General features: G+C 62.9%; 13 protein-coding genes. 4 read left to right on the top strand and 9 right to left on the bottom strand.

The annotated features are described in order from the left end of the window. The first annotated feature begins 59 nt into the window (after positions 1 to 59). From H040_RS17820 to H040_RS17805, 4 genes are all read left to right on the top strand, one after another. Positions 60 to 665 (top strand): LPS-assembly lipoprotein LptE, encoded by a 606-nt coding sequence (locus H040_RS17820; protein ID WP_027917764.1) that lies wholly within the window; start codon positions 60 to 62, stop codon positions 663 to 665. Positions 666 to 701: 36 nt separating this feature from the next. Next, positions 702 to 1739: a DNA polymerase III subunit delta gene (gene holA, locus H040_RS17815; RefSeq protein WP_027917765.1), complete on the top strand. Its 1038-nt coding sequence runs from the start codon at positions 702 to 704 to the stop codon at positions 1737 to 1739. 89 nt (positions 1740 to 1828) lie between these two features. Continuing rightward, positions 1829 to 1993 (top strand): alternative ribosome rescue factor ArfA, encoded by a 165-nt coding sequence (gene arfA, locus H040_RS17810; protein WP_027917766.1) that lies wholly within the window; start codon positions 1829 to 1831, stop codon positions 1991 to 1993. Positions 1994 to 2053: 60 nt separating this feature from the next. After that, positions 2054 to 3370, top strand: coding sequence for a lytic murein transglycosylase (locus H040_RS17805; protein ID WP_027917767.1), 1317 nt, complete (start codon positions 2054 to 2056; stop codon positions 3368 to 3370). A 133-nt stretch (positions 3371 to 3503) separates the two neighbouring features. Here the strand turns inward: H040_RS17805 and H040_RS17800 are convergent, their stop codons facing one another. The 9 genes from H040_RS17800 to mrdA form a co-directional block, all read right to left on the bottom strand. Beyond that, complete coding sequence (locus tag H040_RS17800; RefSeq protein WP_027917768.1) at positions 3504 to 4442, bottom strand: S66 peptidase family protein; 939 nt, start codon at positions 4440 to 4442, stop codon at positions 3504 to 3506. Between the two features lie 82 nt (positions 4443 to 4524). Next, entirely contained in the window at positions 4525 to 5541 is a 1017-nt protein-coding gene (lipA, locus tag H040_RS17795) for a lipoyl synthase (protein WP_027917769.1), read from the bottom strand. Between the two features lie 2 nt (positions 5542 to 5543). Continuing rightward, positions 5544 to 6191: a lipoyl(octanoyl) transferase LipB gene (gene lipB / locus H040_RS17790; RefSeq protein ID WP_027917770.1), complete on the bottom strand. Its 648-nt coding sequence runs from the start codon at positions 6189 to 6191 to the stop codon at positions 5544 to 5546. Beyond that, the gene (locus H040_RS17785) at positions 6191 to 6466 is read right to left on the bottom strand and encodes a DUF493 domain-containing protein (RefSeq protein ID WP_009685832.1); all 276 of its coding nucleotides are present in this window, start codon (positions 6464 to 6466) and stop codon (positions 6191 to 6193) included. Before H040_RS17785 ends, lipB begins: the two co-directional genes overlap by 1 nt. 73 nt (positions 6467 to 6539) lie before the next feature. Further along, positions 6540 to 7700 (bottom strand): D-alanyl-D-alanine carboxypeptidase family protein, encoded by a 1161-nt coding sequence (locus H040_RS17780; protein ID WP_027917771.1) that lies wholly within the window; start codon positions 7698 to 7700, stop codon positions 6540 to 6542. Between the two features lie 296 nt (positions 7701 to 7996). Beyond that, entirely contained in the window at positions 7997 to 8995 is a 999-nt protein-coding gene (locus H040_RS17775; protein ID WP_027917772.1) for a septal ring lytic transglycosylase RlpA family protein, read from the bottom strand. After that, entirely contained in the window at positions 8995 to 10005 is a 1011-nt protein-coding gene (gene mltB / locus H040_RS17770; protein WP_027917773.1) for a lytic murein transglycosylase B, read from the bottom strand. The genes H040_RS17775 and mltB overlap by 1 nt, the downstream gene beginning before the upstream one ends. A 17-nt stretch (positions 10006 to 10022) precedes the next feature. Beyond that, positions 10023 to 11126 (bottom strand): rod shape-determining protein RodA, encoded by a 1104-nt coding sequence (rodA, locus tag H040_RS17765; protein ID WP_050437190.1) that lies wholly within the window; start codon positions 11124 to 11126, stop codon positions 10023 to 10025. A gap of 38 nt (positions 11127 to 11164) precedes the next feature. Beyond that, entirely contained in the window at positions 11165 to 13054 is a 1890-nt protein-coding gene (gene mrdA / locus H040_RS17760) for a penicillin-binding protein 2 (RefSeq protein WP_027917775.1), read from the bottom strand.

The raw sequence follows: 13054 nt of genomic DNA, 5'->3' as shown, positions 1-13054 counted from the left end.
GCAACGCCCACCCGCGGCCTCTGCGGGTGGGCGGTATCGGCCCACAAGGGAGCAACAACATGATCAAACGCAATCTGCTGGTAATGGGCCTGGCTGTGCTGCTCAGCGCCTGCGGTTTCCAGCTGCGCGGCACCGGCACCAACGAGCTGAGCGTCAAGGAAATGGACGTCAGCGCACGCAACGCCTATGGCCCGACCCTGGTTCAACTGCGCCAAGTGCTTGAGAACAGTGGCGTCAATGTGCACGCCGGCGCACCTTATCGCCTGGTGCTGACCAACGAGCAGGAAAACTCGCGTTCGGCGAGCTACGCAGCCGGCAATGCTACTGCCGAGTACGAGCTCACCACCACGCTCAATTACAGCATCCTGGGCCTTAACAACCTCGAGCTGCTGAGCGACAAGGTAGAAGCACGCAAGATCTATGTGCGTGACGGCGGCAATATCACCGGCTCCGATCAGGAAGCCCAGCGTTCGCGCGAAGAAATGCGTCGCGATCTGGTGCAGTCGCTGGTCACTCGCCTGCAGATGTTGACCCCATCCCAACTCGACGAGCTGCAACGCAAAGCCGACGCACGCGCCAAGGCTGAAGCCGACGCGCTGGAGGCCGCACGCCGCCAGCAGGCGGAAACGCCGCAGCAGTCACCTATGGAAATCCCGGGCAACTAAGCCCGAGCGGGGCACTTCGGTGCCCCGCCTGCTCCCATGAAGCTCGCCCCCGCCCAACTCAACAAGCACCTGCAAGGCAGCCTGGCCCCGGTCTACGTGGTCAGTGGCGATGAACCGCTGCTGTGCCAGGAAGCCGCCGACGCCATCCGCAATGCGGCCCGCCAGCAAGGCTTCGACGAGCGCCAGGTATTCAGTGCCGACGCCAACTTCGACTGGGGTACCCTGCTGCAAGCGGGTGCCAGCCTGTCGCTGTTCGCCCAGCGGCGCCTGCTGGAGCTGCGCCTGCCGTCGGGCAAGCCCGGTGACAAAGGGGCTGCGGCGCTCATGGAGTATTGCGCCAGACCTGCCGACGACACTCTGCTGCTGATCAGCCTGCCCAAGCTCGATGGCAGCGCACAGAAGACCAAGTGGGGCAAGGCCCTGATCGAAGGCGACCACTGTCAGTTCATCCAGATCTGGCCGGTGGATACCCAGCAGTTACCGCAGTGGATCAACCAGCGCCTGTCCCAGGCCGGGCTGTCGGCCCAACGCGATGCCGTCGACCTGATCGCCGCGCGGGTCGAAGGCAACTTGCTGGCCGCAGCCCAGGAGATCGAAAAGCTCAAGCTGCTGGCTGACGGCAACCAGATCACCGTCGAGACAGTGCAGGCTGCGGTTGCCGACAGCGCGCGCTTCGATGTCTTCGGGCTGGTTGACGCCATCCTCAATGGCGAAGCAGCGCACGCCTTGCGCATGCTCGAAGGCTTGCGCGGCGAGGGTGTGGAACCGCCGGTGATTCTCTGGGCCCTGGCCCGCGAGTTGCGCCTGCTGGCCGGCCTGGCCCAGCAATTTTCCCAAGGTGTACCGCTGGACAAAGCCTTCAGCCAGGCTCGACCACCGGTCTGGGACAAGCGCCGACCACTGGTCAGCAAGGCTCTGCAGCGCCTCTCGGCGCAGCGCTGGGCACAGTTGCTGCAAGATGCCCAGCGTATCGATGCACAGATCAAGGGGCAGGCCGAGGGGTCGCCCTGGACCGGGTTGTCTCGCTTGTCGCTATTGATGGCAGGGCAAAGACTGGTGCTGCCTGCAGAATAGCCGGGGCTGCCATAAACACAATCAATTGGCTCCATCACCTTCCCAGGCCTAAAGTGCGCCCCGAAAGCCCCCAAGCCAGGAACCCCGCCATGAGCAAAAAGCCGAAAAAGCACGGCCCGAACAAGGCCAAGTCGATCATTGCCCAACCCCTCTTCCGCTGCCGCCAGGAGCGACCAGACAAGGGCAAAGGCAGCTACCGCCGCGAAGCCTTCCAATCGAGAGATTGGGAGGCTTCTTACTTTTTGGCCGCATGAAAGCATCGCAAGCGCAGGCATGGTATGGTCGGCACCTGACCTGCAATTCTGGATCTGTGCATGCTCTTGAGTCTTCTCCCCCGTTGGAAATCCCGCCAGCTACTCGCGGCCTCCAGCTTCATCCTGCTCGTCGCCTGCGCGGAAAAACCCACCGCCGCCGACGCCCTGCCGCTGGCACCCGCCCAGCCCGCGCCGGTAGTGACCCTGCCCAGCGCCACGCCTGACGTCAGCACCGAAATCCAGCCCCTGCAGACCTTTGCCGAATGGCAGGCGAACTTCCGCCTGCAGGCGCTTCAGGCCGGCATCGCGCCAAGCACCTTCGACCGCGCGTTCCTCGGCGTCACGCCAGACATGGACGTGATCAAGGCCGACCGCAGCCAACCCGAATTCACCCGCCCGGTGTGGGAATACCTTGATGGCGCCCTGTCGCCCCTGCGCGTGCGCAACGGCAAGAAACTGCTGGAACAGAACGCCGAGTTGCTCACCCGCATCGAACAGCGCTATGGCGTCGACCGCCAGGCGCTGGTCGCGGTGTGGGGCATGGAAAGCAACTTTGGCCAGTTCCAAGGCAGCAAGTCGGTGATCCGCTCGCTGGCCACCCTTGCCTATGAAGGCCGTCGCCCACAGTTCGCCCAGGACCAGCTGATCGCCGCCCTGCAGATCATCCAGCATGGCGACATCCAGCCTGAGGCCATGCGTGGTTCGTGGGCCGGCGCCATGGGCCAGACCCAGTTCATCCCGACCACCTACAACACCCATGCGGTGGATTTCGACGGTGATGGCCGTCGGGATATCTGGAACAGCACCCCCGACGCATTGGCATCGACTGCACATTACCTGCAGAGCTCTGGCTGGAAGCATGGCCAGCCGTGGGGCTTCGAGGTGCAAGTACCGGCAGGCTTCGACTATTGGCAGGCCGACGGCACGTTGCGCAAACCGGTTTACGAATGGCTGCAGATGGGCGTGAAGCTACCTGCGGGTACCCAGCTGCCGGCCGGCAGCAACCAGTTGTCGGCTGCCCTGCTGCTACCGGCCGGCGCTCGTGGGCCAGCATTCCTGGTACTGGACAACTTCCGCGCCATTCTCAAGTACAACAACTCGTCGTCCTATGCGCTGGCGGTGAGCCTGCTGGGTGATCGCTTCTCGGGCTGGGGTTTCATCAGCGGCAGCTGGCCGAAGGAAGACCTGCCGCTCAGTCGCAGCGAGCGGATGGAGCTGCAGAGCTTGCTGAATGCCAAGGGGCATGAGGCGGGCAACCCGGATGGCATCATCGGGGCCAATACCCGCAAGGCGATTCGCAATGCCCAGCAGGGGCTGGGGTGGCCGGCAGATGGCTACCCGACCCACAAGCTACTCGATAGCCTGCGTCAGCGCTGATGCCATTGGGGCCGCTTTGCGGCCCTATCCGACCGGTCCGGCGCCCCGCTCCTACAGGTCAGCGTTTCCTGTAGGAGCGGCCTTGCCGGGGCGCCGGACCGGTCGGAAAGGGCTGCGAAGCAGCCCGGCAGTTTCAAGCCCTGAACAGATCCTGCCCCAGCACCAGTGTCTGCTTCTCACTGTCCAGCCTCACCAAGGCCCCCAGCGGCAAACACACATTCGGATCACAATGCCCACTGCGCCACCCGGCCAGCACGGGCACACCCAGCGGCCCGAAGGTCTCTTCCAGCAGCGGCGCCAACGCCGCAACGCTAATCCCGGCAAAATCCCCTGCCAGCACACCCTTGATGCCTTCGAGCTTGCCTGCCAGGCGCAACTGGGTCAGCAATCTGTCCACCCGGTACAACGGCTCGTTGACGTCCTCGATGAACAGAATGCAGCCCCGCGTATCAATTTCCGCCACTGTCCCCAGCGTCGCCCCCAGCATCGACAGGTTGCCCCCCAGCAAGCGCCCGCTGGCAACGCCGGGCACCACGCAGCTCAAGGCGAAATCGGCCGGATGGACAATTTCCTCCCCCTCCCGCAAAAGCCCGCCCAATTGCACCAGCAGGGACGACTCGGTCGGCTGCAGCTTGGCACCCAACAGGTCGGCATTTAGCATCGCGCCGTGGAAGGTGATCAACCCGGTACGCTGGTAGATGGCCGTGTGCAACGCCGTGATGTCGCTGTATCCAACCAGCGGCTTGGGGTTGCGGCGGATCAAATCGAAGTCCAGCCGGTCGAGCAGACGCATGCTGCCATAACCACCGCGCATGCACAGAATTGCGTCGACAGCAGGGTCGGCAAAGGCCGCATGCAGATCCGCCAGGCGCTGTTCATCGCTACCAGCCAGGTAACCCTCGGCCTGGTGAACGCCCGGGTAGATCCGGCAGCGGTAGCCTCGCTCGGCGAACCACTGGGCCGCCTTCTGCGCATCCAGGCGCGCCGGACCAGCCGGGGCGACGATGGCGAAGCAGGCACTGGCCGCCAGCGCCTTGGGCAAACGCGATTCCGTGGTTTCAGCGCAATTCATCGCAGCTCCTTTCTATTCAGCAAAAACAAAAATGCCGATGCCGCCTCTCAGCGTGCATCGGCATGTTAAGCGAAGGCCCGGATCAGAGCTTGATCTTGGCTTCGTGAGCCTGCTGGTCGGCGTGGTAGGACGAACGCACCAACGGGCCGGAAGCGACGTTCTTGAAGCCCATCTTGTAGCCTTCCTCGGCGAACCAGGCGAAGGTATCCGGGTGGACGAAACGCTGCACCGGCAGGTGGCTGCGCGACGGCTGCAGGTACTGGCCGAGGGTCAGCATGTCGATGTCGTGCTCGCGCATGCGCTGCATCACTTCGATCACTTCCTCGTCGGTCTCGCCCAGGCCGAGCATCAGGCCCGACTTGGTCGGTACGTGCGGAACCATCTGCTTGAACTTCTGCAGCAGGTCCAACGACCAGTCGTAGTCCGAACCAGGACGCGCAGCCTTGTACAGGCGCGGTACGGTTTCCAGGTTGTGGTTGAACACATCTGGCGGCTCTTGCGCAGTGATTTCCAGGGCAACGTCCATACGGCCGCGGTAATCTGGCACCAGGGTCTCCAGTTGCACACCTGGCGACAATGCACGGATTTCACGAATGCAGTCGGCGAAGTGCTGGGCACCACCGTCACGCAGGTCGTCGCGGTCCACCGAAGTGATCACCACATACTTCAGGCGCAGGTCGGCGATGGCCACCGCCAGGTTCTTCGGCTCGTCCAGGTCCAGCGGCTTCGGCCGGCCGTGGCCGACGTCGCAGAACGGGCAACGACGGGTGCAGATATCACCCATGATCATGAAGGTCGCAGTGCCACCGGAGAAGCACTCGCCCAGGTTCGGGCAGGACGCCTCTTCGCACACACTGTGCAGCTTGTGCTTGCGCAGCAGCTGCTTGATGCGGTCGACTTCTGGCGATACCGGGATGCGCACGCGGATCCAGTCAGGCTTTTTAGGCAGTTCGTCGGTGGGGATGATCTTTACCGGGATACGCGCGACCTTTTCGGCGCCACGCAGTTTTACCCCGGCTTCCACTTTCTTCGGCGCTGGGCGCGCGGTGGCATCCTGGGTAGGTATCAGGTTCGGCACGGCTTCTTGCACAGTTGTCATATTCAGTCGATTCCGCCCGTGAGGGTCGTCTGCTCAGCATAGTCGAGGTGCCTGACCAGCTGTCCGCGCAGCCTTGTCCTGACCTCGTCGAGTTCGATCGGGCCTGCCAGGTCACGCAGCTGGGTCATGGCCAGCCCCGCATACCCACAGGGGTTGATTCGGCGGAATGGCGCGAGGTCCATGTCCACGTTCAGAGCAAGGCCGTGGAAGGAACGGCCATTGCGGATTCGCAGGCCGAGGGAGGCGATTTTCGCTCCGTCGACATAGACACCCGGCGCATCGGGCTTGGCCACGGCGCTGACGCCGTAGCTGGCGAGCAGGTCGATCAAGGTCTGCTCGATGCGGCTGACCAGCTCGCGCACGCCAAAACCCAGGCGGCGCACGTCCAGCAGCAGGTAGGCCACCAGCTGCCCGGGGCCATGGTAGGTCACCTGGCCACCGCGGTCGGTCTGCACCACCGGGATGTCGCCCGGTACCAACAGGTGCTCGGCCTTGCCAGCCTGGCCCTGGGTGAAGACCGCGGGATGCTCGACCAGCCAGATTTCGTCCTGGCTGTCCGGGCTACGCTGCTCGGTGAAGCGACGCATGGCCTCCAGCACCGGTTCATAGGGCTGCAGGCCAAGCTCGCGAATACCGAGGCAAAGGGACATCAGAGCACCATTTTCACGATGCCGGTGGCACGCAGGGCACTATTGATGTCATGCAGCTGGTTTTCGCTTTCGGCGACGATATGCAGCTGCACGGTGGTGTACTTGCCTTCCTTGCTCTGGCGCTCGGCCAGCGTGGAAAGGTCGACCTTGGCATGCTTGCTGAGGATCTCGATCACCGTGTCCTTGAAACCGACAACGGTGTCGCCGATTACCTTGATCGGGTAATCGGCGCAGGGGAATTCGATCTTGTGCGACTTTACGTCAGGTTCGCTCATGGCGGAAACGGCCTCGTAAGCCGTGGCAACAACAACGCCCCCGCAGGATGTGCGGGGGCTTGCAGGTCACGTATCAGTTGAACAACCCGTAGAAGAATAGACGGATGCTATCCCACATACGGCGGAAGAAACCACCTTCCTCGACGCCATCGAGGGCGATCAGGTCGGCGCTGTGAACCACGTTCTCGTCCAGTTTGACTTCCACTTTGCCGATCACGTCACCTTTGGCAATCGGTGCGGTGAGCTGCGGGTTCATGGTCATCGAAGCCTGCAGGCGCTTCAATTGGCCTTTAGGCATAGTCATGGTCAGGTCGTCTGCCAGGCCAGCCTTGACTTGGCTGGTCGCGCCCTTCCATACCGGTGCCTGGGTCAGCTCGGTGCCCTTCTGGTAGAAGGTCTGGGTTTCGAAGAAGCGGAAACCATAGGTCAGCAGCTTCTGGGTCTCGGCAGCGCGGGCTTGCTCGCTGTTGGTGCCGAACACCACGGCGATCAGGCGTTGGCCATCACGGACGGCCGAAGCCACCATGCAGTAGCCGGCTTCCTCGGTGTGGCCGGTTTTCAGACCGTCGACGGTCTTGTCACGCCACAGCAGCAGGTTGCGGTTCGGCTGCTTGATGTTGTTCCAGAAGAACTCTTTCTGCGAGTAGATGGCGTAGTGGGCCGGGTCGATGTTGATGATCGCACGGGCCAGCAGGGCCATGTCGTGAGCCGAGGAGTAGTGCTCCGGGTTCGGCAGGCCAGTCGGGTTCATGAAGTGGCTGTTGGACATGCCCAGTTCGGCAGCGGTCTTGTTCATCATGTCGGCGAAGGCATCTTCGCTGCCGGCGATATGCTCGGACAGGGCGACCGAGGCATCGTTGCCCGACTGGATGATGATGCCGTGCAGCAGGTCGCTGACGGTAACCTGGCTACCGACCTTGATGAACATGCGCGAACCACCGGTACGCCAGGCGTTCTCGCTGACGGTGACCGGGTCGTTCTCGCCAATCTGGCCACGACGGATGTCGACGGTGGCGATGTAGGCGGTCATCAGCTTGGTCAGGCTGGCTGGCGGCAGGCGCTCGTCACCGTTGTTCTCGACCAGCACGTTGCCGCTGGACGCGTCCATGAGTACGTAGGACTTGGCAGCCAGCTGCGGTGGTGCAGGCATCATCTGCTCTGCTGCGAAGGCAGCAGGCGTGAGCATCAGCAGTACGGGCAGGCAAAGTCGTTTGGCAAGGTTGGTGATGTTCATCCGTCTCTCGAAAATCGCTAATGGTCTGATGTTCCCTGGGCCACATCGTGTGCCCAGCGCCAGTCAGTCTAGTTTTAGTGGCCATGGCCGGCCCACCCCTGAACGGCTGAATCAGGGTGCGGCGTTATGCCGCTGCGGGCAAAAGCCGACATTGTACATGGCCGGGGCCGGCAATTCATGACAAAACCGACAGCTTGAGCGGCAAGTTTCCAGCTTCAAGCCACAAGAAAAAGCCAGCCCAGGATTGCGCCGCCCCTTCTTGCAACTTGCAGCTGCAAGCTTGCTGCTCAGACAGGTCAGTCTGTGACCAGCTTGGCCTGGCCAAGGTTCGCCAGGCGAATGCTGTTCTGTGCCTGCTGGATCTCGCCCTGGCTGCTGAACGGCCCCAGGCGCACGCGGTGCAGGGTTTGCTGGTTACGCACGATGGAGCTGATGAACACCGGTGCGCTGACCATGGTGCTCAGCTTGGAGCGCAGCAGTTCGGCGGCATCCGGGTTGGCGAAGGCGCCCACTTGAAGAACGTTGCCCCCGGTGTTGGCGGCCACACTGTTGCCGCCCACCTGCACCGGCACCACCGGCGCCGCGTGCTGCTGCGGCGGCGGGGTCCATTGCTCGACCCGCCCGGTGCTGGCCGGAATCGCCTGGGTCTGCGCGACCTGCGGCTCTTTGAGCATCAGCGGCGGCTGCTGGCCCTTTTGTGCCCACCATTGCTGCGGGTCGATGCCCTCGACCCGCACGTGCGCAGTACCGATCTCGGCGTAGCCGAGCTTCTTCGCCGCGGCATAGGACAGGTCGATGATGCGGTCGGAATAGAACGGCCCACGGTCGTTGACCCGCAGAATCACACTGCGGCCGTTGGCCAGGTTGGTCACCTTGACGTAGGCCGGCAGCGGCAGGGTCTTGTGTGCCGCGCTCATGCCATACAGGTCGTAGAGTTCGCCGTTGGCGGTGTTCTGGCCGTGGAACTTGGTGCCGTACCACGATGCGGTGCCCTCGGCGCGGTAATTGCGCGAGTCCTGCAGCGGGTAGTAGGTCTTGCCCAGCACCGTGTACGGGTTGGCCTTGTAGGCACCGGTGTGCACGGTCGGCGTGGCATCAGGGATCTTGTTGACGTCTACATCCCACCACGGCGCACCGTCCTTATGGGCACGGTTGATGTCCAGGCCAGGCTGCGAACGGACGACGTTGCCACTGCTCTGGGTGGTCGGGCGACTGGAGGAACAGCTGACCAGCAGCATGCCAACGGTCATGCAGGTCAGCAGCTTGAAGGTGTTGGCAGAGATGATTGCGCGCATTACTTGACGCCCCGTACTTGGACCAGCTGTTGCGCAAGCTGATGAACCGCCATGGCATACATCACGCTGCGGTTGTAGCGAGTGATCGCGTAGAAGTTCTTCAGGCCCATCCAGTACTCGGGGCCGTTGTCGCCTTCCAGGCGGAAAGCGGTAACCGGCAGATCATCGCGCAACGCATCATGGCTCGACCAGCCCAACGCCCGCAACTCTGCGAAGGTTTTCGCAGGTTCGATACCCGTGGTCAGGCCAAGATCTGCCTGCGCACCACTGACTTGGGCACGGCTGACCACGCGCTCGCCGGCCACCCAGCCATGGCGCTTGAAGTAGCTGGCCACGCTGCCGATGGCATCGTCTGGGTTGTTCCAGATATTGATGTGGCCATCGCCGTCGAAGTCCACCGCGTAGTTGCGAAAGCTGCTCGGCATGAACTGCGGCAGGCCCATGGCACCGGCATAAGAACCCTTGAGGGTGAGCGGGTCGACCTGTTCGTCGCGGGCCAGTAGCAAGAACTCTCGCAGTTCCTTGCGGAAGAATTCCGCGCGCGGCGGGTAGTCGAATGCCAGGGTCGACAAGGCATCGATCACCCGGTAATTGCCGGTATTGCGGCCGAAGAAGGTTTCCACGCCGATGATCGCAACGATGTACTGCGCCGGCACGCCATATTCTTGCTCGGCACGGGCAAGCACCGCCTCGTGCTGGCGCCAGAAGTCCACGCCACGGGCGATGCGCGCGTCGGTGATGAACATCGGCCGGTATTCCTTCCACGGCTTGACCCGTTCGGCCGGGCGCGAGATGGCATCGAGGATCGACTGCTTGCGCTGCACCTCGCGGAACACACCGTTCAATTGTTCGGGAGCAAACCCATAGTCGCGGCTCATCTGGAGAACGAACTCGGTCACCTGCGGCGAGCCGTCGTAATCACCGGCATGGGCCAGCTGTACAGCGCCGAACAGGCCCACCGCGCCGATCCACGGCGCACAACGGGCAGCCCAGTTACGCACTGCTTGCATGAAATTCTTCACCTTATTCAAACCTGCGCGATCCATTTGCGGTGCGTGTGGATCGACATGAGAACGCCAAACGCTGACAGCAGCGTCACCAACGAAGTTCCGCCATAGCTAATGAAGGGCAGCGGCACACCCACTACAGGCAACAGGCCACTGACCATACCGATATTGACGAATACATATACAAAGAAGGTCATGGTCAGGCTGCCCGCCAGCAGCTTGCCGAACAGGGTCTGCGCCTGCGCGGTGATCATCAGCCCGCGACCGATCAGCAGCAGATAGACGATCAGCAGCAGGCAAATCCCGACCAGGCCGAACTCCTCCCCAAGCACCGCGATGATGAAGTCGGTGTGGCTTTCCGGCAGGAAGTCCAGATGCGACTGGGTACCCAGCAGCCAACCCTTGCCGAACACGCCACCGGAGCCGATAGCCGCCTTTGACTGGATGATGTTCCAGCCGGTACCGAGCGGGTCGCTCTCCGGGTCGAGGAAGGTCAGTACGCGCTGCTTCTGGTAGTCGTGCATCACGAAGAACCACATCGCCACCGCGACGGGCACTGTCGCCGCAAGCACGCTGAGAATCCAGCGCCAACGCAGCCCCCCCATGAACAGCACGAATGCGCCAGAGGCGAGAATCAGCAGCGCCGTGCCCAGGTCAGGTTGGCGGACGATAAGAATGAACGGCACACCGATCAACACCAGGCTTATTGCCACGTGTTTCAGGTGCGGTGGCAAGGTGCGCTTGGAAAGGTACCAGGCGATGGTCGCCGGCATGATGATCTTGAGGAATTCCGAGGGCTGGAAGCGGATCACCCCGGGGATGTTGATCCAGCGCGTGGCGCCCATGGCGTTGTGGCCCATGACGTCCACCACCACCAGCAGGAACACCCCCACCAGATACGCCAGCGGCACCCAACGGGCCATGAAGCGAGGCTCCAGCTGGGCGATGACGAACATCGAGACCAGCCCGATGCCGAACGAGGTGGCCTGCTTGAGCAGCAGGTCCCAGTTCTTGCCACTGGCCGAATAGAGAACGAACAGGCTGCCGGCCGCGAGGGTCAGCAGGATGATCAGCAAGGGGCCGTCGATGTGGATGCGCTGCAGGAAGCTGGCGCGTCGACGCATCACGTCCTCGCTGGAGAGCATGCGATCGAAATTATTCTTCACTGGGCCGTTTCCTGGGCGACGGTGGCAGGCGCGAATTCAGTCTTGAGCCGGCCGCTCTCGTCGAGCAGCCAGGCGTCCATGATCTGCCGCACGACGGGTGCTGCAACGCCGGAGCCGGACTCACCGTTCTCGACCATCACCGAGACCACGATCTTCGGATCGTCGGCCGGGGCGAAGGCGACGAACAGCGCATGGTCGCGGTGGCGTTCCTGGAGTTTGTTGCGGTCGTACTTCTCGCCCTGCTTGATCGCCACCACCTGGGCAGTACCGCTCTTGCCGGCGATGCGGTACTGGGCGCCGGCCGCAGCCTTGCGGGCGGTACCGCGGGCGTTGTGCATCACTTGCTCCATGCCGTGGGTGACCTTGGCCCAATCAGACTTGTCACGCAGGACGATGTCTTCCATCGGGTTGGGGTCCACCGGCGGCTGACCTTCGATGGTCTTGGCCAGGTGCGGGCGGTTCCACACGCCCTTGTTGGCGATCAGCGCGGTGGCCTGGGCCAGCTGCAGCGGCGTGGCCTGCATGTAGCCCTGGCCGATGCCGAGGATCAGCGTTTCCCCCGGGAACCAGGCTTGCCGGCGGGTGGCACGCTTCCACTCGCGCGACGGCATCAGCCCGGGTGACTCCTCGAACATGTCGAGGGCCACCTTCTGGCCGATGCCGAACTTGTTCATGTAACTGGACAGCCGATCGATGCCCATCTTGTGGGCAAGGTCGTAGAAGTAGGTGTCGTTGGAGCGCATGATCGCGGTGTCCAGATCGACCCAGCCGTCGCCAGTGCGGTTCCAGTTACGGTATTTGTGATCGTAGTTGGGCAACTGGTAGTAGCCCGGGTCGAACACCCGGCTACTGGCGTTGACCACACCACTGTCCAGGCCGGCAATGGCCACCGCCGGTTTGATGGTCGAGCCCGGCGGGTACAGGCCGCGCAGGACGCGGTTGAACAGCGGCCGGTCGATCGAGTCGCGCAGCTCGGCATAGGCCTTGAAGCTGATGCCAGTGACGAACAGGTTGGGGTCGAAGCTGGGCTGGCTGACCATCGCCAGCACCTCACCGGTACGCGGGTCGAGCGCCACCACGGCGCCACGCCGGCCACCCAGGGCGGCCTCGGCGGCTTCCTGCAGCTTGATGTCGAGGCTCAGCACGATGTCCTTGCCCGGCTTCGGATCGGTGCGCTTGAGCACCCGCAGCACACGGCCCCGGGCGTTGGTCTCGACCTCCTCGTAACCGACCTGACCGTGCAGATCAGGCTCGTAGAAGCGCTCGATGCCGGTCTTGCCGATATGGTGGGTGCCGCTGTAATTGACCGGGTCGAGGGTTTTCAGTTCTTTCTCGTTGATCCGCCCGACATAACCGACCGAATGGGCGAAATGCGCACCCTGAGGGTAGTGGCGCACCAGCTGGGCGACGACTTCCACGCCGGGCAGGCGGAACTGGTTGACCGCCACGCGGGCAATCTGCTCTTCGTTGAGCTCGAACAGGATCGGCACCGGCTCGAACGGCCGACGGCCCTGCTTCATGCGCTTTTCGAAAATCGCCCGGTCATCCGCCGTCAAGTCCAGTACTTCGACGATGGTATCCAGCACTTCCTGCCAGTTACCCGCACGTTCGCGGGTCATGGACAGGCTGAAGCTTGGCCGGTTGTCGGCGATGATCACCCCGTTACGGTCAAAAATCAGGCCACGCGTAGGCGGAATCGGCTGCACATGCACCCGGTTGTTCTCCGACAGCGTGGAGTGATAGTCGTACTGGATGATCTGCAAGTAGTACAGCCGCGCAACCAGCACGCAGATGAGCAGTATCACCGCCACCGCGCCGACAACGACGCGGTTACGCACCAGGCGGGCGTCTTTCTCGTGGTCCTTGAGACGGATCGGCTGCGACAT

The sequence above is a fragment of the Pseudomonas sp. URMO17WK12:I7 genome (assembly GCF_003269045.1).
Classification (GTDB): domain Bacteria; phylum Pseudomonadota; class Gammaproteobacteria; order Pseudomonadales; family Pseudomonadaceae; genus Aquipseudomonas; species Aquipseudomonas putida_J.
The sequence above is the reverse complement of the archived record's forward strand: the minus strand, read 5'-3'. Positions and strand labels throughout refer to the sequence as shown.

Coding starts and splice junctions, on each gene's coding strand:
- arfA (WP_027917766.1), top strand. CDS start 1,829: ATGAGCAAAAAGCCGAAAAAGCACGGCCCGAACAAGGCCAAGTCGATC.
- lipB (WP_027917770.1), bottom strand. CDS start 6,191: ATGTCCCTTTGCCTCGGTATTCGCGAGCTTGGCCTGCAGCCCTATGAA.
- H040_RS17820 (WP_027917764.1), top strand. CDS start 60: ATGATCAAACGCAATCTGCTGGTAATGGGCCTGGCTGTGCTGCTCAGC.
- lipA (WP_027917769.1), bottom strand. CDS start 5,541: ATGACAACTGTGCAAGAAGCCGTGCCGAACCTGATACCTACCCAGGAT.
- mltB (WP_027917773.1), bottom strand. CDS start 10,005: ATGCAAGCAGTGCGTAACTGGGCTGCCCGTTGTGCGCCGTGGATCGGC.
- rodA (WP_050437190.1), bottom strand. CDS start 11,126: ATGCGTCGACGCGCCAGCTTCCTGCAGCGCATCCACATCGACGGCCCC.
- H040_RS17805 (WP_027917767.1), top strand. CDS start 2,054: ATGCTCTTGAGTCTTCTCCCCCGTTGGAAATCCCGCCAGCTACTCGCG.
- H040_RS17785 (WP_009685832.1), bottom strand. CDS start 6,466: ATGAGCGAACCTGACGTAAAGTCGCACAAGATCGAATTCCCCTGCGCC.
- H040_RS17800 (WP_027917768.1), bottom strand. CDS start 4,442: ATGAATTGCGCTGAAACCACGGAATCGCGTTTGCCCAAGGCGCTGGCG.
- H040_RS17780 (WP_027917771.1), bottom strand. CDS start 7,700: ATGAACATCACCAACCTTGCCAAACGACTTTGCCTGCCCGTACTGCTG.
- H040_RS17775 (WP_027917772.1), bottom strand. CDS start 8,995: ATGCGCGCAATCATCTCTGCCAACACCTTCAAGCTGCTGACCTGCATG.
- mrdA (WP_027917775.1), bottom strand. CDS start 13,054: ATGTCGCAGCCGATCCGTCTCAAGGACCACGAGAAAGACGCCCGCCTG.
- holA (WP_027917765.1), top strand. CDS start 702: ATGAAGCTCGCCCCCGCCCAACTCAACAAGCACCTGCAAGGCAGCCTG.